Source organism: Microbacterium sp. BH-3-3-3 (assembly GCF_001792815.1).
Taxonomy (GTDB): domain Bacteria; phylum Actinomycetota; class Actinomycetes; order Actinomycetales; family Microbacteriaceae; genus Microbacterium.
The window spans coordinates 1879036-1903148 of the sequence record NZ_CP017674.1 but is presented as its reverse complement, the minus strand read 5'-3'; the positions used below and the strand labels follow the sequence as shown (position 1 = coordinate 1903148).

Here is a 24113-nt window from a genome sequence, read left to right as displayed (position 1 = left end):
ACGTGCTCGCCGTCGCGCACGACCTCGTCGACGGCTACCGACAGGTCGCCCTCGGCCGCGGGGCGGGGCTCGGCGAACGCCGCCTCATCCGGCAAGGCGGGGGTGCGCGGGGGCGTCGTGCGACGTTCGCCGAGGGCGGTGATCGCCTGGGCCAGCTGCACGAGTCGGGCGTCGCTGTAGGCGGGGCCGGCGAGGGTCAGGCCCACCGGCATCCGTGTGTCGGCCATGGTGCCCATCGGAACCGTGACCGTGGGGATGCCGAGGTGGCGCGGCACGAGATTGCCGTTCGACACCCACACGCCGTTGCGCCACGCGATGTCGGCCGAGGCGGGGTTCACGTCGGCGTCGGCGGGACCGACGTCGGACTGCGTGGGAAAGATCACGGCGTCGAAGCCCTCGGCCTCGAGCCAGTCCTCGAAGTCGACGCGTCGCGTGTGCTCGAGGCCGCGGAGGCCCTGCTCGAGGCTCGTCACGTCTTTCCAGTCGGGCTCCCAATCCTGCGCGCGGGCGACATACTCGCCGATGTCATAGGAGATGTCGAAGTGCCAGATGCCGTATCGGTCGGGAAGCGCCCCAGGCGGGTGGGGGAAGATCAGAGCCGCCTCGGCGTCGGCGAGACGGGGCAGGTTCGCGTCTCCGTTGGTGCGGAGGAAGGTGTCCATCGCCCACACGGCCAGATCGCCCACCTCGTCGTCGAGGAACGAACGCGAGACGAAACCGCGATCGAGGAAGTCCTCGTCACCCTCGTGCAGCATCTCGTAGCGGTCGACCGCGGGGAAGTCGGTCTCGATCACCTCGGCACCGGCGGCCTCGAGGTCGGAGCGCAGGTTGTTCCACAAGGCCATCACGCTGTCGCGCGTGACGATGGGCGAGGCGTTGTCGGGGTCGCCGTTGATGTAGATGCGCGGGACGGCGAGTCGGAGCCCCGCAAGCGGCAAGGGATCGAGAGCGGCGAACGATGCGGGACGCACCTCCGACGGGCGCGGGAGGTCGATGAACGGCTGGGTGCGCCACAGGTCGCCCTCGGTCTCGGCGTCGTCGGCGACCACTGCGTCGAGCACGTGCTGCAGGTCGCCGATCGTGCGCGTGTGGGGGACGACGACGTCCATCGTGGGCACGAGCGGCCAATTGCCGCGCACCGAGATCACCCCGCGTGAGGGCGTATAGGCGACGAGGGCGTTGTGCGAGGCGGGGGCGCGGCCCGACGACCACGTCTCTTCGCCGAGCCCGAACGCGCAGAAGCTCGCCGCAGTGGCGGTGCCCGACCCGTTGGACGAGCCAGAGCCGAAGGCGGATGCCAGGTACTCGCCGTTGTAGGGCGATTCGGCGCGGCCGTAGACGCCGCGCTGCATGCCACCGGCGGCCATGGGCGGCATGTTGGTGAGGCCCAGGAACACGGCGCCGGCTTCGCGCAGCCGCTCAACGGCGAAGGCGTCGTCGCCCGCCATGAGGTCGCGGAAGGCGGGGGATCCGGATGCCACGGGCAGGCCCTCGACGCGGTAGCTGTCCTTCGCGGTGAAGGGGATGCCGTCGAGGGGACCGAGCGTGCGCCCCTGTGCACGGCGCAGGTCGGACGCTCGGGCAGCGGTGAACGCGCGGGGGTCGAGCACCGGCACGCTGTTGAGGCGGAGGCCGGAGCGGTCGTAGGCCGCGATGCGGTTGAGGTAGCGCGCCACGAGCTCGACGCTGGTGATGCGACCGGCGTCGAGGGCGTGGCGCAGGCTGTCGATGTCGGCGTCGACGACGGTGAGGGCCTCGGAGGTCATGGCGGTAAACATACACCGTTTGTTTTAGGTCTGCGAGAGTGAATTCGTGAGACCGTGTATCCACGGCTCGCACCGAAGGGGGAGGCAGTCATCGCCAGACCGCATACGCCGCTGCTCAGCCGTGATCTCATCGCGCGGACGGCCCTCGCGCTACTCGACCGGCACGGTCCCGACGGAGCCAGCGTCCGCCGTGTCGCCGCGCGCCTCGGGGTCAATCCCGCGTCGCTGTACAACCACGTCCCCAACCGGGCGGCCATGGTCGAGGACGTCCGGGCACTGGTGTCGGCGCACATCGACTCGACGCCGCTGCGCGAGCTGCCCTGGGAGGAGGGCCTGCGCGCCTGGGGACGCTCGTACCGGCGGGCTTTCGCCCGCCACGCCCGCGTCGTTCCGCTGCTGATGACCGAGCGCGCCTCGGCGCCCGTCCTCCTCTCACAATATGAGGACTTCGCGGCGGCCGCCGAGACCGCGGGGTGGGCGCCCCGCGAGGTGATCCCGCTGCTGACCGCCTTCGAATCGTTCATCCTGGGTAGCGTCCTCGACATGTCGGGCCCCGCAGTCGTCTTCGACCCGACGGGGCAGGAGGAGGCGTTCCCGCGGTTCTCCGCCGCCTTCGCGACCCTGGCCGACGAAGACCCCGACGACCCGGTGGCGACCCGCGCGTTCGAGCGGGGGCTCGACATGCTCATCGCCTCGGCGCGACCCCGCTGAGCGGGCGCCCGTGCTCCGGACGGGTGACGCACGGTCGCCCCTTGTGCATCAGCACGCGCTTCGCGTCGCGAGCTCGCGGGGCGGCCATGTCACCGGGCAGTGCCCCGCGACCAGGCGCGCGTCCTCGGCACGCGCGAGGGCGATGAGTCGGTCGTGCGACGTGCGCACCGCCGGCTTGTCCTGTTCGCGCGCCCAAGTGCCGACGAGTCGATCCAGGTCGATGCCGGCCTGCAGGTCGATCGCATCCATCGCGAACAACCACGTATCGCCGTTCGCTGCTCGCACGCGGTAGGACATATGGCCCGGGGTGTGTCCGGGCGTGGAGACGGCGTCGACGCCGGGGGCGATGACCGCGTCGCCATCGAGGACGCGCCATCGGATCGAGGCGCTGTCGTAGTCCTCGCGCAGGTAGGCGTCTTCTCTGCCCGCCTCCGCGAGCGCGAACGCGAGCTCGGCACGTTGGACGCACACCTCGACCCCGGCTGCGGCGAGATGGCGAAGACCGCCCGAGTGATCGAAGTGGAGGTGCGAGACGGCGGCGAAGGCGATGTCGGCGGGAGTGAGGCCGTGCGCCGCGAGGGCGTCGAGAAGCGGATCGCCTTCGGTCGGAAATTCCGGCAGTCCCGCCGGGGCGTAGAGGTCGCGCTCGGGATTGTCTCCGCGGAACCGGCGGGCGTCCGTTCCCGTGTCCAACAGCACCCAACCGACGGAGGTGCGCACGAGAATCGCGATCACGGGCTCGCGGAGGATCTGGTCGCTGCCGCCCTCGAGGGAGATCGACTCGGGGATCTGGTCCCACGCCAGCGTCAGACAGATGATCTCGGTCGCGGACTGGTCGCGAGCCGAAGCGGTGGATGCCTCAGCGTCCATGGGGTTCCTTTCGATGGGGTGCGATCGCACTCAGACGTCAGCGACGACGGAGATTGCGCACCACGAGTTGAACGATGATCGCTGCCAGGAGGGCGGAGAACACGATGTTGGATGCCAGTGGGGTGATGGCGGATGCCGTGAGCAGGCCGAGCGGCGAAGCGACGCATGCCGCGACTCCGACGCACAACCCCCCGCGCACATCGACGTTGCGTCGGCGTGCGTTGCCGATCGTGCCCGAGAGCGATCCGGGAATCATCATGAACAGCGAGGTGCCTTTCGCGATCAGATCGCCCGCACCGAAGAAAAACATCAGCGCGGGTACGACGATGATGCCGCCGCCGACACCAAGGACTCCCGACAGGATTCCCGTGATCACCCCCGCAAGGGCGAGACCACTGATCGTCCACGCCGTGATGTCGATCGCGCCGTCGCGGGAGGGGACGCTGAACCACAGACTCGCGGCCGAGAAGACGAGGAACACCAGGAACGACCAGAAGAGTGCGCTCCGGGAGAGTCGTGCCAGGAGGAAGGAGCCGATCTGCGCGCCGACGATCACCCCGACAGCGAGCGCGATCCCTGCGATCCAGTCGACGTGGCCGGCAAGACCGTACGCCACTGTCCCCACGATCGAGGTGGGCAGGATCGCGGCGACGGAGGTGCCCGCAGCGCGGCGCTGGTCGTAACCGAGGGCGAGCAGAGCCGGAACGACGATGATGCCACCCCCGACGCCGAACAACCCTGAGAGGTACCCGGCGACGAGACCCAGGGCGACGAGGGTCGCCACATGGGCGCGCCGAGGAGCGGTCGACGGGGACGCGGTCCCGAGTCTCGTCATCGTCCTCCCGCCTCCGACTCCGGTCGCACGATGACGGCCGAGCCGTCGGAGCGCGGATCGCTGGCGGCATCCCACCCGTCGCTCGTCTTCACGATGAGGTTGCTGTGACCGAGAAGTTCGTCGCGCGGGGGACCATCTTGATACGCAGACCGGACGCCGCGAGGGCATCGAGAGTGGTTCGCGCGACATCCGCCTCGACGGTGACCGTCTCCTCGACGTCGCCGTCGTCCTGCACGCCTACCACCCACCGCGGGGCGGACGTGGCCTCGAGCGCCGACGAACCTCCGCGGAGCCGGAGCAGGAGGTGCGTGTGGATCTGCGCCTGTGCCTGTCCCCCCATCGTCGCGCCGGCGTAGGCCAGTGCGCCGGCGCGTTCAACGAGTACCGGCATCAGCGTGTGAGGAGGGCGTCTTCCGGGGCCGAAGGCCGCGGGGTGATCCGGATCGAGCGAGAACGAGGTCCCCCGGTTCTGGAACAGGATGCCAGTGTCGGGCTCGAGCACGCAGGCCCCGAACGACCAGAACAGCGACTGGACCAAGGACACCGACCATCCGTCGTCGTCGACGGCGACGAGCCCGACGGTGTCGCCGGTCGCCGGCGCGCTCGCCAGGAGATCGGACGCCGCGGGGGCCTCCATGTCCACGAGCTGGTCCGCACTGTGGTGGGCGGTGTCGGGATCCGACAACCATGCACGGCGGACGCCGTTGCTGCCGTAGAAGGTCGACGCCAACTCGCCGGCATCCGCCCCGAGCACATCGGACCACTGACCCTCGGCGATCGCGCGGAGGTTGCGGAGGAACGCGAACCCCTGGGAGTTCGGTCGTCCGGTGTGCACGTCGACGTCGAAGATCCGGCGTGTCAGAGGGTGGTCGATGGTGGGCCGGTATCGCGCAGCGTCGTCGACGTCGATCATCGATCCGAGCTTTTTCAGTCCCGCGATCCACTTTTGCGCGACACCGCCACGGTAAAAGGCGTCGAGGCCGCGGGCCTGCAGGGATCCGATGGTCTCCGCCAAGGCGGGTTGATGGAGGGTGTCGAGCTCCGTCAGCCCTCGGCCGTCGGGGAAGAATACTCTCGCGCAGCCCGGGTCGGAGAGGAGGGCCGCGCGATCCACCCTGATCGCCGCGCCGACGGAGCGCGAGACGGGGGCTGAGACGGCGAGCTCGTGGGCCGGTTCGAGCAGCTCGGCGATCGGCAGGGAGCCCCCGATGCCGTGCAGAGTGGCCCATCCCCCCACTCCGCCCGGCACGGTGACCGAATCGATCCCCCGCGAAGGGAGGCGATCCCCGTATCTGCGGTGAAGGGTCATCAGGTCCTGGCGGTGCGGAGCGCTGCCCGTGGCATTGACGAATCGGATGGTGCCCGCGGGATCGCGCACCAGCGCGACGAGGTCTCCGCCGAGAGCCACATTGTTCGGGTAGATCACGCACAGAGCCGCTGCCGCCGCAATGGCGGCGTCGACGGCCGAACCACCGGCGCGTAGCATGCGCTCCCCGGCGGCGGTGGCGAGGTAGTGGGAGGAAGATATCGCTCCGCTCATCGACGTTCTCCTGACAGATCGCGGTTCGTGGTGGCTATGAGGATCTGCTCGAAGACGGTTTCGACGTGTGCGCGTGCCGCGTCCTCGGCCCCGATGCTGTCGTGCGCTTCGATCGCCGTGAAGATCCGCCGATGGCCGTCGTTCGAGATGCCGCGGCGTTCCGGGGATTGGAGCGTCGTACGGCGGCTCGGCGCGATCTGAGCGGCGATGAGGTCCGTCAACTGCGCCATGAGCGGGTTGTGGGTGTACTGCGAAATGGCCTGGTGGAAGGCGCGGTCGATCTCCGAGTATCTGGCGAGATCGGTTTCCTCCTCCATCTCGGTGATGAGGGTTCGCAACTGTTCGATGTCGCGCGGGGTGACTCGCATCGCGGCCAACCCCGCGATCGGTGGCTCGATGAGTGCGCGGAGTTCCATGATCTCGGTGAGTTCGGATGCGCCGCCGGGAGCGATGGCGAGGATGGCCGACAGGGGATGCGTCGTCAGGCTCGATTCGCGAGCCCGGACGATCGTGCCGCGGCCGGGCTTGCGATCGATGAGTCCACGTTGCTCCAGCTCATGCAGCGCCTGTCTGATCGAGACGCGCGAGACACCTAGCTCCTGGGCGAGGGCCTGCTCGCTCGGCAAGCGGTCGCCGGGCTGCAACTCCCCGGCGAGAATCGTGCGCTCGATATCGATCGAGAGACGATCGGGCAGTGACAGAGAAGACGATCGTCGCAGGGTCGACCATTCCATTACGGCTTCTTTCACGTCGGAGTCAAAGATTTAACATGTTCGTCAAAGAACAGATTGACGGTTGGTCCTACGAACTGTCAAACTCCGTCAAAGAGTCGGATCGGCTCTGTCTCAGCAGTCACATGGAAAGAGGCACGAGACATGTTGCGCACACGAATCGCCGCCCTGACAGGCGCCACAGCCCTGGTCGTCCTGCTCGCCGGCTGCGCCGGCGCCTCTGGCGAAGCCACATCTTCGGACGGGCCCGGGGGAGGCGGTGCGGGCCTGGGGCTGATCTCCGACGGCACTCTGACCGTCTGCGCGAACCTCGAATCGCCGCCGAACGTTTACGCGGAGGCCGACGGCACACCGGTCGGGGTCGAAGTCGATCTCGCGAAGGACATGGCCAAGCAGATGGATCTCGGTATCAAATTCACCGAGCTGTCGTTCGCCGGCCTCATCCCCGCCCTCCAGGCGAAGCAGTGCGACGTCATCATCTCGTCGCTGTACATCAAGCCCGAGCGCGAGCAAGTGGCGAGCTTCGTTCCGTACCTCCTGTCCGGATCCGGAATCGCCGTGGAGAAGGACAACCCCGCCGGGATCACCGGGTACGACGACAGTCTGTGCGGTACGAAAGCCATTGGCATCAACGGGGCCACCGGAGCCGGCCTCCTGGACGAACAGTCGCAGAAGTGCACGTCCGAGGGAAAGCAACCACTCACCATCACCCTCACCGACAAGGCAGCGGACGCCCTGCAGCAGGTCATCGCTGGACAGCAGGATCTCTACCTCGACACTGCGGAGGGCGCGTCGTTCTTCTCCAAGCAGTCGAACGGTCAGCTCATCGGCGTCGGGGATCCGGTCGGAGAGATCCAGATCGGCGCGGCCAGCCTGAAGCAGAACTCCGCGCTCCATGAGGCGCTGGCGGCCGCCTTCGCCGCGCTGCAGGACGACGGCACTTATAAGGGCATCCTCGACGAGTGGGGCTTCGACGCCCTCGATATCGCGAACGCCAAGTCCTGACCATCCGTGGGGGACGGCGGCGCCGCCGTCCCCTCGAAAGGAAGTCACCATGACCTTCGACTGGGCCTATTTCTGGGAGACCTTGCTGCTCCCGAGTCCGCGATTCCTCAGTGGACTCGCGCTGACCGTGATCATCTCGGTCACCGCAATGCTCCTCGCACTCGTGCTGGGCCTATGCATCGCGCTTCTCGGCAGGAGCCGCTTTATCGTCTTCAAGCTGTTCGCGAGCTTCTACATCTGGGTGATACGCGGGACGCCCCTTCTCGTCCAGCTCGTCATCCTCTACACGGGCTTCGCCGCGCTCGGCCTGTTCCGTTTCGACGATCAGGATCTCGCGGGGGTCCTGATCAAGGGCGCCGTGCAGGCCGCGATCGTCGGCCTGATGCTGAACGAGAGCGCCTACATCTCCGAGATCGTCCGATCCGGATTGGAGTCGGTGGATCGAGGACAGAACGAAGCCGCTCTGTCCCTGGGGATGACGCCGGGTGCCGCCATGAGGCGCATCATCGTGCCGCAGGCGATCCGCGTGATGGTTCCGCCGCTGGGGAACTCGTTCAACGGCCTTATGAAGCAGACGTCCGTGCTTTCCGTCATCGGTGTCGCGGAGATCTTCCAAGCGGGGGCGACGATGAGCGCGGCGACGTTCAAGGTCTTCGAGGTCTATCTGGTGGTGGCGCTGTACTACCTCGCGCTCACGACCGTGTGGACCGTGATCCAGACCTGGATCGAGAACGTCCTCAACGCCCGCGCCGGCCTTCCGCCCGCGGAGTCCATCTGGAAGCGTCTCTTCGGATTGCGCACGCGCCGTCAGAGCGTCACCCGCCCCCCAGCGCTGCAGCCGCAGCCCGTCGAAGCCGCGTGAGGAATCCCATGGCCAGCACCTTCACGACTCCGGTCGCCACCGTTCCCGACGGTCCCATCGTCAGGGCAGAGAAAGTCACGAAGTCGTTCGGCGACAAGCGCATCCTTGTGGACGTCGACCTCGAGGTCGAGGCGGGGGAAGTGGTCGTCCTCGTCGGGCCGTCCGGCGCGGGTAAGACGACGTTCCTTCGCACGCTCAACCGACTCGAAGACATCGACGCGGGGGAGATCTTCATCAACGGCGAGCGGATCGGGCAGCGTCAGACCGGTTCGGGGCGGCTCGTCGACCGCTCGGCGCGGGATCTCGCCCGTCAACGCGCTGACATCGGATTCGTCTTCCAACACTTCAATCTCTTCCCCCACATGTCGGTGCTCGAGAACATCTGGAACTCGCCCGTCAACGTCAAGAAGGAGCGGAAGGCGGATGCCGTGGCCTATGCGCGGGAGCTGCTCGCGCGCATAGGCCTCGCCGATAAGGCCGACGTCCGCCCGCGGTCGCTCTCAGGGGGACAGCAGCAGCGCGTCGCCATCGCTCGTTCCCTGGCCATGCGCCCTGCTCTGATGCTCTTCGACGAACCCACGAGCGCGCTCGACCCGGAGATGGTCGGTGAGGTGCTCGCCGTCATGAAGGACCTGGCGCTGGCGGGCATGACGATGATCGTCGTCAGCCACGAGATGGGCTTCACCCGCGAGGTCGCGGATCGCGTCGTCGTCATGGACTCGGGGCGCATCATCGAGAGCGGCACCCCGTCGCAGGTGTTCAGCCAGCCTCGGAGCGAACGGACGCGACAGTTCCTATCGAAGGTTCTCTGACGAGCGGTCGATCGTCGGTGTCGGTCGGGCAGCCCAGTTCGCCGGCCACCGCCCGCATGCACACGACGGCTTCGTCGTGGGTCGTAACTTTGTCGGCGACGATCTGCAGCCCGAAGCCGTCTTCCAGGGCGACCAGCGTCTGGGCGACCAAGTCGATGCCCACCGAGGGGGAGAAGACACCGGATTCGACCCCACGCTCGAGGACGCGGCGATAGGTGCTCAGCTGCCGCTGGTCGAGGTCCTGGACCAGTCGTTCGTGAAGGGTGGAACTCCCGGCGAGCACATCGAGCTCGTAGAGGAGCCGCATCAGAGCGTCGTCCGGACCTGTGGGCAAACCCGCGTCGATGGCGATCGCCAGCTGCCCCCGTGGGTCGGCCTCCTCGGCGAGACGACGGTCGCGGTCGTCGCAGAAACGCGCGATGCCCGCTTCGTGAGCCTCGACGAGGAGTGCATCCAGGTCTTCGTAGTAGTACAGGATCGCGCCCCGCGTGAGGCCGGCCTCTTTCGCGACGTCCGTCAGCGACAGGGAGCGGATGCCGTGATCAAGGCCGGCGGCGTACGTCGCCTCGATCAGTTCCTGGCGCCGAGCTGATTGATCGCGTTTGCGTGCCACACTGCGACCCTAACGCGGAGCGGGTTCTTCGACGCAAGCGGTTCGCCGCCATCGGAGGCGGGTCAGACCTCGATGTTGGTGTCCGAGGCGCCGAGCAGGCTGGCCCACACTTCGAGCTTCAGGGTCTCGAAGGGGCCGTTCCAGTCGCCGACCACGCGCTCGCAGAGTTCGGAGAACAGCCGTTCGAGGGGCGCGTCGCTCGTGACGAAGGTGAGGACCACGTCCGGCGCGACGTCGGCCCGCACGGCCGATGCGTTGAAGGCGAGGGTCGTGCAGCTGTGCAGTTCGACGATGATGTCGTTGTCGGGGATGTCGAGGACTTCTCTCGCCGCGGTGAACAGCAGGTTCATGACGGTGTCGAGCTGCTCGGTCAGACGAATCTGCGCGTCAATGGTCTTCGGGAGGATGGAGACGTAGGTCACGTCGCCGACGATACGCCGCCGGAGCGTCGCCGGGTAACAAGCGTCGAGGCAAGGCCCGGAGCACGGGATCGGTGCAGCTCGATGGCGCCGAGAGAGGCCGGGGCCGCGCCCGCGCAACGTCGTCACGGTGACTCCGAGGGCTGGGCCTGAGAGGCGCTCACCCCCGACGCCCGCCCCGTCTGTTGACATCGCCGACGCCCCGTGTCATTGTCGACTCGATTATTTGACGTCAAAGTCAAAGAATTCAGAGCGGTCCCGCCACGGAAGAAGGACGCCCATGTCGCAGACACCCATCACCCCCCTCGTGGGCGAGGCGTCGACCCCGCGCAAGCGACTCGAGCGCTCCCTGGGCGTGAGCGGCAACGTGCTGCTGACGCTTTCGTCGATCTCGCCGGCGGCGAGCGTCTTCATCCTCGGCGGTGCGGCTCTGGCCACTTACGGCACCGGCGTCTTCTGGGGCTTCCTCATCGGCGGGGTCATCAGCCTGCTCGTAGCGCTCTGCTATGCCGAGCTGGGTTCCCGCCATCCCATCGCGGGCGGCGATTACGCGCTGGTCAGCCGGACGCTGGGCCCGGCTTCGGGCAGCGCGGTGTTCTTCCTCGGCCTGATCGCCCTCCCGCTCTCGCAGGCGGTCTTCGCCCTCGGCGTCGCCGACTACCTGGGCGTGACGATCGCGGGGATGGACCCGGTGGTCACCGCTCTCGCCGTGACGCTGGTCGCCACCGTGGTGTCGTGCCTGAACATCCGCACCAACGCGTGGGTGACCGGCACGTTCCTGCTCGTCGAGGTCATCGCCCTGGCCCTGCTGACGACTCTCGGTCTCGTGCACATCGAGCGGCCGCTCACCGACCTCCTCACTCCGCAGGCGATGGACGACAGCGGCGCCCTCGCGCCGATCGGGATCGCCGGTCTCGTCCTCGTCGTCACACAGGGCGTCTTCGCCCAGTTCGGTTTCGGCGGAGCCGTGTACTTCGCCGAGGAGACCAAGGATCCGCGGCGCAACATCGCCCGCGCGGTGCTGTGGTCTGCTGTCATCACCGTCATCCTCGAGGTGGTCCCGCTCACCTTCGTCATGCTCGGGGCGGACTCCCTCGACGGCCTTGTCGGATCCGACCTTCCCGTGCAGGCCTTCCTCGAGCAGCGCGCCGGGCACGCTGTCGCAGTCTTCGTGCTGCTGTCGATGGCACTGGCGATCCTCAACGCCAACATCGCGCTGAGTCTGCAGGCGGGCCGGTTGCTCTACGTCGCCGCTCGCGACGGCGCGATGCCGCCGGTCCTCGCCGCTCCTCTTTCACGCGTCTCGGGGTCGGCGCACATGCCGCGTGTCGCCACGATCGTGATGGGGGTCATGTCGGGCGTCTGTTGCCTGATCCCCATGACCGTGCTCGCGAACGCCTCGGGGTCGCTCGTCGTCACCGGTTTTGCCTTCATCGCGGTCGCCGCGATCGTCGTGCGCCGTCGCCCAGGCGCCCACGAGAAGGGATTGTTCCGGATGCCGCTGTGGCCGGTACCCGCGCTCGTGGCGCTGCTCGTCATCGTCGCCGTCGTGGGCATCGGCATGTTCGACCCGTCCCAGTGGGTCAGTCTCGGAGTCGCGGCGGGAATCGTCGTGGCCGGATACGTCTACTACGCCGCGTATCTTCGGCCTCGAAAGGGGACGCAATTCCTCATGCTCGAGGCCCCGGACAACGATCCGGCCGAGTAGAGCGCATGAACGTCACCCACCCGCCCCCTCGCCAGAGAAGAGAAGCACCATGCCCGACTCGACAGACATCGCCATCGTGACCGGAGCCGGGAGCGCCGAGGGCATCGGTGCCGCCACTGCGCTGCTGCTCGGCCGCGCCGGCATGCGGGTGATCGTCACCTCCACCACCGATCGCATCCAGGAGCGCGTCGCCGATTTGCGCGACGCCGGGGTCGACGCCCGCGGCGTGGCCGCCGACCTGACGCATCCGCGCGGAGTGGAGGCGGTGCTCGATGCCGCGCGTCGTGCGTTCGGCGAGCCGACCGTCCTCGTCAACAACGCCGGCATGACTTCCGTGTCGACGGCCGATTCGCCTGCCGCGATCGACGACATCACCATCGATCAGTGGGCCATGTCCTTGGACCGCAATCTCACCACGGCTCTGCGCATGACCCGGGCGGTCGTGCCCGGCATGAGGGCCGCCGGATACGGCCGCGTGGTGAACGTGGCATCCATTTCAGGTCCCCTCATGGCCTACACCGGAGACGTCGCCTATCACGCGGCCAAAGCCGGCATGCTCGGGCTGACCCGCGGCGCGGCCGTCGACGTCGCGGCGGCGGGCATCACCGTCAACGCGGTGGCTCCCGGATGGATCGCGACGTCGTCATCGAGCGCGCACGAGATCGCCATGGGGGCGGCCACTCCCGTCGGCCGTTCAGGCACCCCGGCCGAAGTCGCCGCGGCCGTGGCGTTCCTCGCGAGTCGCGAGGCCTCCTACATTACGGGTCAGCTGCTCGTCATCGACGGGGCGAACTCCATCAACGAGGAACGCGGAGCCTGAATCTCTGTCGGCGGTCAGCTGCTGGCCGCCGGGTTGACCCCAACGGAACCGTCAAGACTGCCCGACTCTGATGCCTCGAGCGGAGCGATCACGAACGTTGTTGTCGCCATTCAGAATGCGCAGTCCAGCTGCGGCGCAACTAGGACGGCAGGGAGCCCGCCGGTGTCGGCGCACGACTTAGAGCGGCTCAGTAAGCAAGTTGTTCAGCATGCGCCGCAAAAGTGCCGCTTGCGAGAATGCGCCCGGTTGATACAGAGCCTGGATCTGCACTCCGTCGGAGAGCCCGATGTAAACCCGAGCGGCATCCTCCGGGTCAACCCCCTCGCGGAGCCTGCCCTGACTCCGGAGTTGCTCGAACGACGCGGTGACCTGGTGCAGCGTCGTGGTGTAGCGGCGTAGGAAGTAGTCGTGCGCCGGGTGCTCGGGTGATGTGGCTTCCGCCGACATTACGGCGAAAAACCGGGTGCCGGTGGGGTCGTTCTGGCCGCGTTCGGCGAGGTCGACTGCGGCACGCAGGAGGTCCAATGGGTCTTCGCTCGCGAACCGCGCTTCGGTCTCCTCCTGCAGCCGATCGAAGACGCCTTCGAGCAGGTGCGTCTTCGTCGCGAAGTGGTGGTTCAGGCCGGCGATGCTGATGCCGGCGAGCTCGGCGATGTCCGCGAGTGAGGCCTGCACGAATCCGGAGCGGCCGAAGACGGTCGCCGCGGCGTCGAGGATCTCTCCCCGGCGGCGCGCGGTCTTCGAGTAGGCGCCGCGGGAACGGGACGTTGTGGCCAGCATGGAGCGAAGCTAGCACGGTCCTGAAGGGGTGTCGCGAAAGCGAAAATAAAAACCGGACGAGCATCCGGGATTTGTGTTAGCTTAGCGGCATCCCGCACAGCGGGCTCCCTTCAGTACCGAAAGGACGTGCAAAGATGCACAGAACCAGGCCCTTCATCGCGGTCGGCCTCGGCCTCGCCGGACTCCTCGCTCTGTCGGCGTGCCAGGCGGCCGCCCCCTCCGCAGGCGAGGGCTCAACCCTCCGCTACGGCTCGGCCGACGCCGTCGCCTCCTTCGCTCCGTGGGAGGCCCGCTGGGCCGGCGACGTCGCCTACCTGCAGCCCGTCTACGACACTCTCCTGCGCGCCTCCCCCGAGGGAGGTTTGGAACCCGGGCTCGCGACGGCGTGGGAGTGGGATGAGGCGCTGACCACCCTCACGCTGACGCTCCGCGACGACGTCACGTTCTCGGACGGTGAGAAGTTCACCGCCGAGGTCGCGGCGGGAAACCTCACCCGCTTCCGCGACGGAACGAGCGACAATGCATCCTTCCTCCGCTCCCTCGCCACGGCGGAGGCGGCGGACGAGACGACTCTGGTCCTCACGCTGACCGAGCCCGACCCGGCCTTCCTCGTGTACCTCTCGCAGAACGCGGGACTGCAGGGAAGTTCGGCGATGTGGGACTCCCCCGACGCGCAGACCACCCCGATCGGTTCCGGCCCCTACGAGCTCGTCGCATCCGAGAGCGTCGTCGGCTCGAAGTACGTCTTCGAGAAGAAGGACGACTACTGGGACCCGGAGTCGGTGCACTACGACGAGATCGACGTCACCGTGTACGGCGATGCGACTGCGCTGGTGAACGCACTGAAGGGCGGACAGGTCGACGTCTCGGCCTCGAACACTCCGACGCAGATCCCTGACGGCGAGGCCGCCGGGTACACCGCGAACCTGGTGGAGCTGAACTGGGCGGGCTTCCTCCTGGTGGACCGCGATGGGACGATCAACCCCGCGATGGGCGACGTCCGCGTGCGTCAGGCGATCAACCACGCGCTCGACCGCAACTCCCTCGTGCAGGCCCTCGCAGGCGGGTACGGAACAGCGACGACCCAGATCTTCTCGGTCAACAGCGACGCCTACTCCGAGGAGCTCGACGAGCGCTACCCATACGACGTCGACAAGGCGAAGGCGCTGCTCGCCGAGGCGGGCTACCCCGACGGCTTCACGCTCGTGATGCCGCGGAACAACTTCGTGCCCGAGGCGGAGTTCGCTATCTACGCGGAGCAGCTCGCCGCGGTCGGGATCGACGTGCAGTGGGAGCAGACCGGCGACGACCTCTTCCCGAAGATGCTCGGCGGCACCTGGGCGGCGTTCCCCTTCCAGCTCCAGTCGGACCCCACCGCGTGGCAGACGATCCAGTTCGCCGCGACTCCCGCCGCGACCTGGAACGCCCTGCATGTCACGGATCCCGAGTTCGAGGCCCTCGCCTCGCAGCTCCAGGTGTCCCAGGGCGATGCGACCGCGGACGCCGGACTGGCCGTGAACACGTGGCTGGTCGAGAACGCCTGGTTCGCGCCGAGCTACCGCCTCCAGTCCGCGTTCTTCAGCGACAGCGACACAGATGTCGTCCTTCAGTCGGACAACATCGCGCCGTACCTCTGGAACATCCGACCCACGAGCTAGGAGCCTCGGCGGGGTGCGGACTCGCGCCACACCCCGCCCTCCCATCATGATCTCCTTCATCTTCCGCCGCATCGGCGCAGGACTCGTCACCATCGCCACACTCTGTGTCCTCGCGTTCTTCCTCCTCTACCTGGGTGCCGGCGCGACCGCTCGTAACATCGTTGGGCAGACCGCGTCCAACGAGATCGTGCAGCGCAAGGCCGCTGAACTCGGTCTCGACCGCCCGCTCGCTGTCCAGTTCGGGGACTGGCTAGTCCACTCCGTCGCCGGCGACCTCGGCCGTTCCTGGTTCACCGGTGAGGCGGTCACGACCACCCTCCTGGTCCGCGTCCCCGTGACGCTCTCGATCACCCTCGGCGCGATCCTGCTCGCCGCAGTGCTGTCCATCGCGCTCGGTGCTCTTGCCGCCGCTCGACGGGGCTGGCTTGACCGTGGCGTGCAGGTGGCATCCGTCATCGGCGCCTCGATCCCCGGATTCCTCTTCGCTCTGGCCCTGGCGACCGTCTTCGGGCTCACGTTGCGCTGGTTCCCCGCGACCGGGTACGTCCCATTGGGCACCTCCTTCACGGGGTGGCTCTCGACCGTGACCCTCCCGGTCGTCGCCCTCGCTATCGGCGCGACCGCTTCCGTCGCCCAGCAGGTCCGCGGATCGATGATCGATGTCCTCCGCCTGGATTACGTCCGCACCCTGCGCTCTCGGGGTCTGACGTCGAAGCGCGTGATCTACCGTCACGTGCTCCGCAACGCCGCCGGTCCGGCGCTCGGCGTCCTGGGGCTGCAGTTCGTCGTGGTCTTCGGTGGGGCGGTGATCGTCGAGCAGGTGTTCTCCCTCCCCGGTCTCGGCCAGGCAGCGGTCGCGGCGACCTCGCAGGGCGACATCCCCGTCGTCATGGGCGTGATCCTCGTCACGGCCGTCCTCGTCGTCCTCATCAACCTCGCCATCGACCTCCTCCAGGGCTGGCTGAACCCGAAGGTCCGACTCTCATGACCTCCTCCCCCGACGTGTACACGGCCGCCATCCCGCAGGGTCCACCGAAGACCAGGAAGAGCTTGTTCCGCCGCCTGCTCGGCAATCCCCTCGGGCTGATCGCGATCGTCTACCTCGCGCTCCTCGCCGCCGTGGCGTGCATCGGCCCCTTCCTCACCCCCTACGACCCGAACACCGCCGACATCGGCAACGTGCTCTCCGCTCCCGGCGCCGAGCACCTCCTCGGCGGCGACAGCGCCGGACGCGATGTCCTCTCCCGTCTGATCGTCGCGACCTCGATCAGCATCGCCGGAGCCCTCGTCACCGTCATCGTCGCAGCGGCCATCGGCATCCCCCTCGGACTCATCGCGGGCTTCTACGGTCGCTGGTTCGACTCCGTCGCCGCCTGGCTTTCCGGACTGGTCATGTCGCTGCCGGCGCTCGTGGTCCTCCTCGCGGTCCGCGCCGTCGTCGGCCCCTCGCTCTGGCTCGTCATGGCGATCTTCGGCGTCCTCATCTCCCCCGCCTTCTACCGCGTAATCTCGGGCTCAGTTCGAGCTGTGCGCGAAGAGCTCTACATCGACGCGGCGAAGGTCGCCGGCCTCAGCGACGCCCGGGTGATCAGCCGCCATGTGCTCACTGCAGTCCGCGCCCCGGCCGTGCTCCTCGTCGCGGGGATCTTCGGCGTCGGCGTCGGCATTCAGGCGATCCTCGACTTCCTCGGTCTCGGTGACACGTCCCTGCCCACCTGGGGCGGCATGCTCAGCGAAGGCTTCTACAACCTCCTCCGCGCACCCGGCCTGATGATCTGGCCGAGCCTGGCGATCGGTCTCACCTGCGTCGCGCTGACGCTGCTCGGGACTGCCGTCCGCGACGAGATGGAGTCGTCGGGTGACCACGCCGTGCGCGCCAGGAGCGCGTGGACTGCTCCCCAGCCGCGTCCCGCCGCCGCCGTGGGCACGGCCACCGCTCCGACCGGAGCGGCGGCCCCGCTCCTCGCGATCACCGACCTCGCCGTCGCCTACCCCAGAGGGAAGGGTTGGACGACCGTCGTCGACGGAGCGACCCTCACCGTTGCCGCAGGAGAGATCCACGCGCTGATCGGCGAGTCCGGATCGGGCAAGACCCAGACCGCCTGGGCGACCCTCGGACTGCTGCCCGCCGGCGGCAGGATCGTTGCCGGGTCGATCGCCTTCGACGGGCAGGAGCTCGTCGGCTCCGGCGAGGTGACGATGCAGCGGCTGCGCGGCCGACGCATCGCCTACGTGCCGCAGGAGCCGCTGAGCAACCTCGACCCCTCCTTCACCATCGGCTCCCAGCTCGTCGAGCCGATGCGCACCGTCATGGGCATGAGCAAGACCGATGCCCATGCTCGCGCGAAGGCCCTGTTGACCAGGGTCGGCATCGTCGATCCGGACCGCACGATGTCGTCCTACCCCCACCAGATCTCCGGCGGCATGGCTCAGCGCATCCTCATCGCGGGGGCCGTCTCGTGCGAGCCCTCCCTTCTCATCGCGGATGAGCCCACCACGGCGCTCGATGTCACCGTGCAGGCGGAGGTTCTGGCGCTGCTGCGTGAGCTGCAGCAGGAGTTTGGCCTCGCGGTCCTCCTCGTTACGCACAACTTCGGCGTGGTCGCCGACCTCGCCGACCGGGTGTCGGTTATGCGCGCGGGCACGGTCGTCGAGACCGGCACGATCGCCGAGGTGTTCACCGCCCCTCGGCACCCCTACACCCGCAGCCTGTTCGCCGCTCTTCTTGACGACGCGCCGACCCGCGCACCCTGGCAGCCCCGCACGGAGGTCTCCCCATGACGCTTCTCGGCATCTCCGGCCTCGCCGTTGCCTACCCCGGACGCGGCTGGCGCAAGCCGGCCTTCCAGGCGCTGCACGACGTCTCGCTCGACATCCGCGAGGGCGAGACGGTCGGACTCGTCGGTGAATCCGGGTCGGGCAAATCCACCCTCGGGCGGGCCGTGCTCGGCCTCGCCCCCATCAGCGCCGGGAGCATCCGCTTCGACGGGCAGGACATCACCCGAGCCGACCGACGTGAGCGCCGCCGCCTGGCCTCGGACATCCAGGTCGTCTTCCAAGACCCCTACTCCTCGCTCAGCCCTTCGCTCACCGTCGGCGAGATCCTCAGCGAGCCGCTGCGCGTCCGCGAGGGGAGCAAGCGCGACGCGAGAGCGCGGATCTCCGAAGCGCTCCAGCTCGTCCGGCTTCCTCAGGACGCCGTCGACCGGCTGCCTCGCGAGTTCTCCGGGGGCCAGCGTCAGCGGATCGCCATCGCCCGCGCGCTCGTCCTCGAACCGCGGCTCATCGTCTGCGATGAGCCCGTGTCCGCACTCGATCTCACCACCCAGTCGCGCGTCCTCGAGCTGTTCGTCGAGGTGCAGCAGCGCACCGGCGTCTCCTACCTCTTCATCTCGCACGACCTCTCGGTCGTCCGGGTGATGAGTCACCGCATCGCGGTGATGCGCCACGGCCGGATCCTCGAGACCGGGACCGCGGCCGAGGTGTCGGAGACGCCCCAGCATCCGTACACGCGGCAGTTGCTCCTCGCGGCTCCTGTCGCCGATCCGACACAGCAGGCGGCGCGACGCGCCGCCTACACAGCTTCGCGAACCGCCGACGTCGGCGACGCGGGAGAGAACCGATGAACCCCTCCGGAACGACCCATGACCGCGATCGGGCGAGCGACCTCGTCGACGCGATGAGCATCGAGCAGAGGATCGGACTTCTCCTCCACCCGATCGTCATCCTGCCGGACGACCCTGACGCCTCCTCCGGTTTCGGCGGACCGAGCATGAGGGAGTTGATCGTCGATCACGGCATCCGCTTCTTCGCCCTCGGGGCCCTCCCGGACCCGCAGACCACGGCACGGATCATCGCCGACCTGCAGACGCTCGCCCGATCCAGCGGACCCCGTCTCCCGATCGTCTTCTCGACCGACCCTCGCCACTCCTTCGTGCAGAACGACGGCGCAGCGCATCGAGCGGCAGGCGTCTCGCAGTGGCCCGAGAACCTCGGCCTCGGCGCCATCGGCGATGAGGACCTCGTGCGCCGATACGCCGACATCGTCCGTCGGGACTACCTCGCCATGGGCATCCGCATGGCGCTGCACCCCCAGGTGGACCTTGCGACCGAGCCCCGCTGGGGCCGGCAGGCGCAGAGCTTCGGCTCCAGTCCCGCCGAGACGAGCCGCCTCCTCGAGGCGTTCCTCGACGGGCTCCAAGGCAGCGAACTCGGTCCGGAGAGCGTCGCCGCCACCGTGAAGCACTTCCCGGGCGGCGGACCTCAGCTCGACGGAGAGGACCCGCACTTCCCCTACGGCCGCGAGCAGGTCTACCCGGGTGGGAACTTCGACGCCCACCTCGAGCCCTTCCGAGCCGCCATCGCGGCAGGAACCGCTGCGATCATGCCCTACTACGGGATGCCGGTCGGGCTGGTCGTGGACGGGGAGGAGATCGAGCCGGTCGGCTTCGCGTTCAACCGGCAGGTCATCACGGGCCTGCTGCGCGAGCGACTTGGATTCGACGGCGTCGTGCTCAGCGACTTCGGGCTCGTCACCGACATCGAGATCGCGGGTAAGCCCTTCCCCGCGCGAGCCTGGGGCGTGGAGCACCTCAGTGAAATAGAGAGGATCGCGCGCCTCTTCTCGGCCGGAGTCGACCAGCTCGGCGGAGAGCGGGACACTGCCCTCGTCCGCCGCGCTCACGATGAGGGACTGCTCGCTGCCGCCGACATCCGCCGCTCCGCCATCCGGATCGTCCGCCTCATGGACGCACTCGGCCTCCTCGACGAGGACGTCACACCTTCGACGTCGGTGCAGCTCCCCCGCGCCGGGGACCAGGAGCTCGGGGAGCAGGCGCAGGCGCGCGCGCTCACGGTGCTGCGCAATGGACCGGACTCCGCTCCTCTTCTGCCGGCCCCGGCCACCGCCCGGGTGCACCTCGTCGGTCTCGACGAGGGGGCGCTCCCCGATGGCTGGAGTGCTGCCGATGCGGCGACGGCGGACTTCGCCGTCGTCCGCACGGGGGCGCCGTTCGAGCACCGCGACCACTTCTTCCTCGAATCCGGCATGCAGCAGGGATCCCTCGATTTCCCCCAGGAGACGGTCGACCGCATACTCGAGCTCACGCTGACGCTTCCCGTTGTGCTCGTGGTCGAGATGAGCCGACCGGCGATCCTCAGGCCCTTCACCGACCGCGTCGACGCGATACTCGCCGACTTCGGCGCCTCCGACCGAGTCGTGCTCCGCGTCCTCCGCGGCGAGGTCGAGGCCGAGGGCAGGCTGCCGTTCGAGCTGCCGCGATCGATGGCAGCTGTCGCCGCCAACCACTCCGACACCCCCGATGACACCGCCGACCCGCTCTTCCCCGCCGGCTGGCGCGTCTCACTGCCGATCGCCGAGGGAGTCTCCCTGTGATCACCGCGCTCCGGCTGCGCGCCGAGTACCGCACCGACTCGCCCTGGGTCGCCGTCGCCCGCCCCCGACTCAGCTGGATCGCCGAGACGGACGATCCCGACTGGGCGCAGTCCGCCGCGGAGATCACCCTCGATGACGGGAGGAGCACCGTCGTCGAGGGCGCTGACCACGTCTTCGTGGCCTGGCCTTTCGCTTCACTCGCGCCGCGCGAAGAGGTCACCGCGCGAGTCCGACTCCGGGATGCGCTCGGCGCCTGGTCCGAACCCAGCGACCCCTGCCGGATCCGGCTCGGATCCGTCCCGGCGGAGGACTGGCGGGCTCGCCTCATCGGGCTCGCAGAACCCACCGACGCGGCGCAGCCCTTCATCGTTCGGCGCACCATCACCGTCGACCGCCCGCTCGCGAGTGCGACCCTCTACTGGACCGCACTCGGCGCAGCCACCGTCCGCATCGACGGGCGACCGATCGATGACACGGTGCTCTCCCCCGGCTGGACCAGCTACGCCGACCGGCTCGTCCACGAGTCGGTCGAGGTGACCTCGCGACTCGCACCCGGCGACCACGTGCTCGGCGCGGAGGTCACTGGCGCCTGGTACACCGAGAGCTACGGCTTCGGCGAGGAAGCCCGCCGCGTCTACGGCGACCAGCCCTCTGTCGCCCTGCAGCTCCACCTCCTCTATGAGGACGGCACGGAGGAGACGATCGCCTCCACCCCGGAATGGGAGGCCGCCGCCTCCCCGGAGGTCATCGCGTCCGGGCTCTACGAGGGCGAGACCATCGTCCACAGCGCGGCCGGACCCTGGTGGGCCGATTCGTCACAGTGGCCGTCCGCGCGAGAAGCGTCCGAGCAACCGGTGCCGGTTGCTCGGTTCAGCGAGCCGGTCCGCAGGATCGAGGAGCTGCAGGTCGTCGAGGTCCTCACCACGCCGTCGGGTCGCACCGTCCTCGACTTCGGCCAGAACCTCGTCGGCCGCCTGCGCCTGGACGTGGAGGGACCGGCCGGCACGACGATCATCGCCCGCCACGCCGAGGTGCTCGAGGACGGCGAGCTCGCCGTCCGTCCGCTGCGCCGCGCCACCTCGACCGACACTTTCGTCCTCTCCGGCGAGGGCCGGGAGAGCTTCGAGCCGGCCGGCACGTTCCACGGCTTCCGCTACGCTGAGATCACCGGCTGGCCTGGAGCGATGGATCCCGACCGCATCCGCGCCGTGGTGATCCACAGCGACATGCGCCGCACCGGCAGCTTCCGCACCTCCCACCCGTTGCTGCAGCGGCTGCACGAGAACGTCGTGTGGAGCATGCGGGGGAACTTCCTCGCGCTGCCCACCGACTGCCCGCAGCGCGACGAGCGGCTCGGCTGGACCGGGGACGCGCAGATCTTCGCACCGACCGCGTCGACTCTGTACGACTGCAACGGCTTCCTCGCTCACTGGCTGGTCGATCTGCGCGCCTGTCAGGCGCGCAGCAGCGGGGTTGTGCCCACTCTTGTCCCCAACGTCTTCGGATTCGCCTGGCCGGCCGCCGGCTGGGGGGACGCCGCCACCGTCGTTCCCAGCGTGCTCGCCGACCGCTTCGACGACGACCAGCTGCTCCACGACTCCGTCGACAGCATGACCGCGTGGGTGCAGGTCGAACTCGAGGCGGCAGGAGGAGCAGGGCTCTGGGAGAGCACCCTGCAGTTCGGAGACTGGCTCGACCCTGCAGCGCCCGCCGATATGGCCGGTGCGGCGAAGACCTCTCCTGGCATCGTCGCGACCGCCTACCTCTTCCGCTCCCTCACCCTCCTGGCCGAGGCTGCCGCTCGAGCAGACCGGATTGAGGACGCCGCGTGGGCGTGGGAACGCGCGGCGGAGGTTCGCGAGGCATTCCTGGAGGCGTATGTCGCTCCGAGTGGTCGCATGGTGTCCGACGCCCCGACCGCATACGCCCTGGCCCTGCGCTTCGGAATCGCCGTCGATCCCGGTACTAGGGCAGCCCTCGCCGCACGCCTGGCCGAGGTCACCCGGCGCGACGCCTTCCACATCTCGACCGGGTTCATCGGGACGCCGCTCGTCCTCGACGCTCTGAGCGACTTCGGCTACGACGCGGAGGCATCGGCTCTGCTGCTGCAGACCCGTGTGCCGTCGTGGCTGTACCCCGTGACCATGGGAGCGACGACCGTCTGGGAGCGATGGGATTCGATGCTGCCCGACGGGACCGTCAACCCCGGCGAGATGACCTCGTTCAACCACTACGCCCTCGGGGCCGTCGTCGACTGGCTCTACCGTCGCGTCGCCGGGCTCGAGCCGATCGAGCGCGGCTACGCACGCGTGCGCTTCGCGCCGATCGCCCTGCCCGGCCTCGACGACGCGGCAGTGGAACTCGACACACCTGCCGGCCGTTACAGCGCGAGCTGGCGACGCCACGACGGGCGAATCGACTGGACCCTCACCGTGCCGGCGCACGGCCGGGCTGACGTGGTCCTCCCGGGTCTCGCGAGCACGGAGGCCGGTTCCGGCCACCATGCGTGGAGCACCGCGAACCCGGCGCCAAACCCGGGATCCGCCCTCTCCCTGTGGAGCCCGGTCGCCGAGATCGTCCTCTCCCCTCCCGCCTATCGCGCCGTCATGGAGGCGCTCGAAAGCTCCGACCCCGGCCTCGCCGACCTCGTCCGACGCCGAACCGACTGGACGCTGCGTACTCCGCTCGCCGCAGCGCTCTTCTCCGTGCCGGCGAGCGTCGTCGACACGGTCGGAGCCGTACTCGACGCCCTCGGTCCGCCCGCACCCGCCGCCTCAGTCCAGGAAGACGATCACTGATTACCGCACCAGACACGAACGCCGCCGAGGCCTGGACGCCGCACCGCTATCCCGCCTCTGTCGACGTCGCCATCGTCGGCAGCGGACCCACGGGTGCCGCGTTCGCCCGGATCCTCACCGAGCAGGTCTCCGACGCACGGGTGGCGATGTTCGAGGTCGGACCGACGATCACTTCCCCCGCCGGCGCTCACGTGAAGAACATCACCGACCACGACCTGCGCTCAGCGGCCCAGCGCGCCTCAGAGGGCCCAGGCCCGCTGTCAGAGACGCTCGCCACCCCTGGCGCGGCCGCCACCGCCAGGCACCGCGCGCGTCCCGGGACCTTCCTCCTCGGCGACGGTGCCGCGCAGCCCGGAGAAGACGGGCTCCCCGTCGCTGCGATGTCCAGCAACGTGGACCGCCAGGCTCCCACTCGTCCTCGGTTTCGAGATCGACGGGCGGCGGCACGACGTGTTCGAGCTGCTTGATCTCATCGAGCGCCAGGTCGCGGGCACCTTCATCAACGCCTGCGTCGGGGTAACGCCCGCCGACTGGGTGGACTTCATCATGAACGGGACCCCACGCCCGGTCTGACGGATGAGCCTGCACCGAGTCCACGAACCGGTGCGTTCGATTGGTCCGAGGCCTCACGCATTGCGAATCAGCATCTGATCAGGGCGGTGTAGAACGCGGCGGCTTAGCGCGTAATTGGCCGTCAGCACTGTGCTGCGAACCCGCGCGACTGGAATCGCGGATACGTATAAAGTGCCACACAACACAGAAGGCCCCGGGTTCACCCCGGGGCCTTTCT

20 protein-coding genes and 1 pseudogene are annotated in these 24113 nt (G+C 68.6%); 13 read left to right on the top strand and 8 right to left on the bottom strand.

What is annotated here, in order from left to right; genetic code table 11:
• Positions 1-92 precede the first annotated feature (92 nt).
• A pseudogene (locus BJP65_RS08765) lies at positions 93-1766 on the bottom strand (amidase); the annotation flags it as partial.
• A gap of 54 nt (positions 1767-1820) precedes the next feature.
• On the opposite strand from BJP65_RS08765, the gene BJP65_RS08760 reads away from it, so the two are divergent.
• Positions 1821-2477 (top strand): TetR/AcrR family transcriptional regulator, encoded by a 657-nt coding sequence (locus BJP65_RS08760; RefSeq protein ID WP_083285782.1) that lies wholly within the window; start codon positions 1821-1823, stop codon positions 2475-2477.
• A 48-nt stretch (positions 2478-2525) separates the two neighbouring features.
• On the opposite strand, the gene BJP65_RS08755 is transcribed toward BJP65_RS08760, so the two are convergent.
• From BJP65_RS08755 to BJP65_RS08740, 4 genes are all read right to left on the bottom strand, one after another.
• The gene (locus BJP65_RS08755; RefSeq protein ID WP_070408886.1) at positions 2526-3347 is read right to left on the bottom strand and encodes an N-acyl homoserine lactonase family protein; all 822 of its coding nucleotides are present in this window, start codon (positions 3345-3347) and stop codon (positions 2526-2528) included.
• 37 nt (positions 3348-3384) lie between these two features.
• The gene (locus BJP65_RS08750) at positions 3385-4182 is read right to left on the bottom strand and encodes a sulfite exporter TauE/SafE family protein (protein ID WP_070408885.1); all 798 of its coding nucleotides are present in this window, start codon (positions 4180-4182) and stop codon (positions 3385-3387) included.
• Between the two features lie 88 nt (positions 4183-4270).
• Complete coding sequence (locus tag BJP65_RS08745) at positions 4271-5722, bottom strand: gamma-glutamyltransferase (protein WP_258027446.1); 1452 nt, start codon at positions 5720-5722, stop codon at positions 4271-4273.
• On the bottom strand, positions 5719-6456 hold the full coding sequence (locus tag BJP65_RS08740) for a FadR/GntR family transcriptional regulator (protein WP_070408884.1): 738 nt from the start codon (positions 6454-6456) through the stop codon (positions 5719-5721). Before BJP65_RS08740 ends, BJP65_RS08745 begins: the two co-directional genes overlap by 4 nt.
• Before the next feature lie 144 nt (positions 6457-6600).
• Between BJP65_RS08740 and BJP65_RS08735 the strand changes: the two genes are divergently transcribed.
• The 3 genes from BJP65_RS08735 to BJP65_RS08725 are packed head-to-tail and all read left to right on the top strand — an operon-like array spanning position 6601 to position 9132.
• The gene (locus BJP65_RS08735) at positions 6601-7458 is read left to right on the top strand and encodes an ABC transporter substrate-binding protein (RefSeq protein WP_181015910.1); all 858 of its coding nucleotides are present in this window, start codon (positions 6601-6603) and stop codon (positions 7456-7458) included.
• Positions 7459-7507: 49 nt separating this feature from the next.
• Positions 7508-8320 carry an amino acid ABC transporter permease gene (locus tag BJP65_RS08730; protein WP_070408882.1) on the top strand — a complete coding sequence of 271 codons (813 nt, stop codon included), beginning with the start codon at positions 7508-7510 and terminating at the stop codon, positions 8318-8320.
• 8 nt (positions 8321-8328) lie between these two features.
• On the top strand, positions 8329-9132 hold the full coding sequence (locus BJP65_RS08725) for an amino acid ABC transporter ATP-binding protein (protein WP_308447279.1): 804 nt from the start codon (positions 8329-8331) through the stop codon (positions 9130-9132).
• On the opposite strand, the gene BJP65_RS08720 is transcribed toward BJP65_RS08725, so the two are convergent.
• A complete protein-coding gene (locus BJP65_RS08720; RefSeq protein WP_070408881.1) occupies positions 9080-9745 on the bottom strand; it encodes a TetR/AcrR family transcriptional regulator in 666 nt (221 codons plus the stop codon). The two genes, BJP65_RS08725 and BJP65_RS08720, sit on opposite strands and share 53 nt — an antisense overlap.
• A 62-nt stretch (positions 9746-9807) precedes the next feature.
• Complete coding sequence (locus BJP65_RS08715) at positions 9808-10167, bottom strand: hypothetical protein (protein ID WP_070408880.1); 360 nt, start codon at positions 10165-10167, stop codon at positions 9808-9810.
• A gap of 277 nt (positions 10168-10444) precedes the next feature.
• Here BJP65_RS08715 and BJP65_RS08710 point away from each other — a divergent pair, with 277 nt between their 5' ends.
• Positions 10445-11872 carry an APC family permease gene (locus BJP65_RS08710; RefSeq protein ID WP_070408879.1) on the top strand — a complete coding sequence of 476 codons (1428 nt, stop codon included), beginning with the start codon at positions 10445-10447 and terminating at the stop codon, positions 11870-11872.
• Positions 11873-11921: 49 nt separating this feature from the next.
• Positions 11922-12692, top strand: coding sequence for an SDR family NAD(P)-dependent oxidoreductase (locus BJP65_RS08705; protein WP_070408878.1), 771 nt, complete (start codon positions 11922-11924; stop codon positions 12690-12692).
• Between the two features lie 177 nt (positions 12693-12869).
• On the opposite strand, the gene BJP65_RS08700 is transcribed toward BJP65_RS08705, so the two are convergent.
• Positions 12870-13472: a TetR/AcrR family transcriptional regulator gene (locus BJP65_RS08700; protein ID WP_070408877.1), complete on the bottom strand. Its 603-nt coding sequence runs from the start codon at positions 13470-13472 to the stop codon at positions 12870-12872.
• Positions 13473-13606: 134 nt separating this feature from the next.
• On the opposite strand from BJP65_RS08700, the gene BJP65_RS08695 reads away from it, so the two are divergent.
• The 7 genes from BJP65_RS08695 to BJP65_RS16995 all read left to right on the top strand — a co-directional run bounded on the left by BJP65_RS08695 (position 13607) and on the right by BJP65_RS16995 (position 23896).
• Positions 13607-15130, top strand: a complete 1524-nt coding sequence (locus tag BJP65_RS08695; RefSeq protein ID WP_070408876.1) for an ABC transporter substrate-binding protein — start codon at positions 13607-13609, stop codon at positions 15128-15130.
• Between the two features lie 46 nt (positions 15131-15176).
• Positions 15177-16118 carry an ABC transporter permease gene (locus BJP65_RS08690; protein WP_070408875.1) on the top strand — a complete coding sequence of 314 codons (942 nt, stop codon included), beginning with the start codon at positions 15177-15179 and terminating at the stop codon, positions 16116-16118.
• The gene (locus BJP65_RS08685; protein WP_070408874.1) at positions 16115-17911 is read left to right on the top strand and encodes a dipeptide/oligopeptide/nickel ABC transporter permease/ATP-binding protein; all 1797 of its coding nucleotides are present in this window, start codon (positions 16115-16117) and stop codon (positions 17909-17911) included. Before BJP65_RS08690 ends, BJP65_RS08685 begins: the two co-directional genes overlap by 4 nt.
• A complete protein-coding gene (locus tag BJP65_RS08680) occupies positions 17908-18756 on the top strand; it encodes an ATP-binding cassette domain-containing protein (RefSeq protein WP_070408873.1) in 849 nt (282 codons plus the stop codon). The genes BJP65_RS08685 and BJP65_RS08680 overlap by 4 nt, the downstream gene beginning before the upstream one ends.
• Complete coding sequence (locus BJP65_RS08675) at positions 18753-20525, top strand: glycoside hydrolase family 3 N-terminal domain-containing protein (protein ID WP_070408872.1); 1773 nt, start codon at positions 18753-18755, stop codon at positions 20523-20525. Before BJP65_RS08680 ends, BJP65_RS08675 begins: the two co-directional genes overlap by 4 nt.
• The gene (locus BJP65_RS08670; protein ID WP_070408871.1) at positions 20522-23323 is read left to right on the top strand and encodes an alpha-L-rhamnosidase; all 2802 of its coding nucleotides are present in this window, start codon (positions 20522-20524) and stop codon (positions 23321-23323) included. The genes BJP65_RS08675 and BJP65_RS08670 overlap by 4 nt, the downstream gene beginning before the upstream one ends.
• A 450-nt stretch (positions 23324-23773) precedes the next feature.
• Complete coding sequence (locus tag BJP65_RS16995) at positions 23774-23896, top strand: hypothetical protein (protein WP_258027445.1); 123 nt, start codon at positions 23774-23776, stop codon at positions 23894-23896.
• Positions 23897-24113 lie beyond the last annotated feature (217 nt).

Excerpts from the sequence above, each read along its gene's own strand:
- BJP65_RS08730 (WP_070408882.1), top strand. The coding sequence starts at position 7,508 with ATGACCTTCGACTGGGCCTATTTCTGGGAGACCTTGCTGCTCCCGAGT.
- BJP65_RS08750 (WP_070408885.1), bottom strand. The coding sequence starts at position 4,182 with ATGACGAGACTCGGGACCGCGTCCCCGTCGACCGCTCCTCGGCGCGCC.
- BJP65_RS08755 (WP_070408886.1), bottom strand. The coding sequence starts at position 3,347 with ATGGACGCTGAGGCATCCACCGCTTCGGCTCGCGACCAGTCCGCGACC.
- BJP65_RS08745 (WP_258027446.1), bottom strand. The coding sequence starts at position 5,722 with ATGAGCGGAGCGATATCTTCCTCCCACTACCTCGCCACCGCCGCCGGG.
- BJP65_RS08695 (WP_070408876.1), top strand. The coding sequence starts at position 13,607 with ATGCACAGAACCAGGCCCTTCATCGCGGTCGGCCTCGGCCTCGCCGGA.
- BJP65_RS08685 (WP_070408874.1), top strand. The coding sequence starts at position 16,115 with ATGACCTCCTCCCCCGACGTGTACACGGCCGCCATCCCGCAGGGTCCA.
- BJP65_RS08740 (WP_070408884.1), bottom strand. The coding sequence starts at position 6,456 with ATGGAATGGTCGACCCTGCGACGATCGTCTTCTCTGTCACTGCCCGAT.
- BJP65_RS08680 (WP_070408873.1), top strand. The coding sequence starts at position 17,908 with ATGACGCTTCTCGGCATCTCCGGCCTCGCCGTTGCCTACCCCGGACGC.
- BJP65_RS08700 (WP_070408877.1), bottom strand. The coding sequence starts at position 13,472 with ATGCTGGCCACAACGTCCCGTTCCCGCGGCGCCTACTCGAAGACCGCG.
- BJP65_RS08705 (WP_070408878.1), top strand. The coding sequence starts at position 11,922 with ATGCCCGACTCGACAGACATCGCCATCGTGACCGGAGCCGGGAGCGCC.
- BJP65_RS08675 (WP_070408872.1), top strand. The coding sequence starts at position 18,753 with ATGAACCCCTCCGGAACGACCCATGACCGCGATCGGGCGAGCGACCTC.
- BJP65_RS08710 (WP_070408879.1), top strand. The coding sequence starts at position 10,445 with ATGTCGCAGACACCCATCACCCCCCTCGTGGGCGAGGCGTCGACCCCG.
- BJP65_RS08725 (WP_308447279.1), top strand. The coding sequence starts at position 8,329 with ATGGCCAGCACCTTCACGACTCCGGTCGCCACCGTTCCCGACGGTCCC.
- BJP65_RS08690 (WP_070408875.1), top strand. The coding sequence starts at position 15,177 with ATGATCTCCTTCATCTTCCGCCGCATCGGCGCAGGACTCGTCACCATC.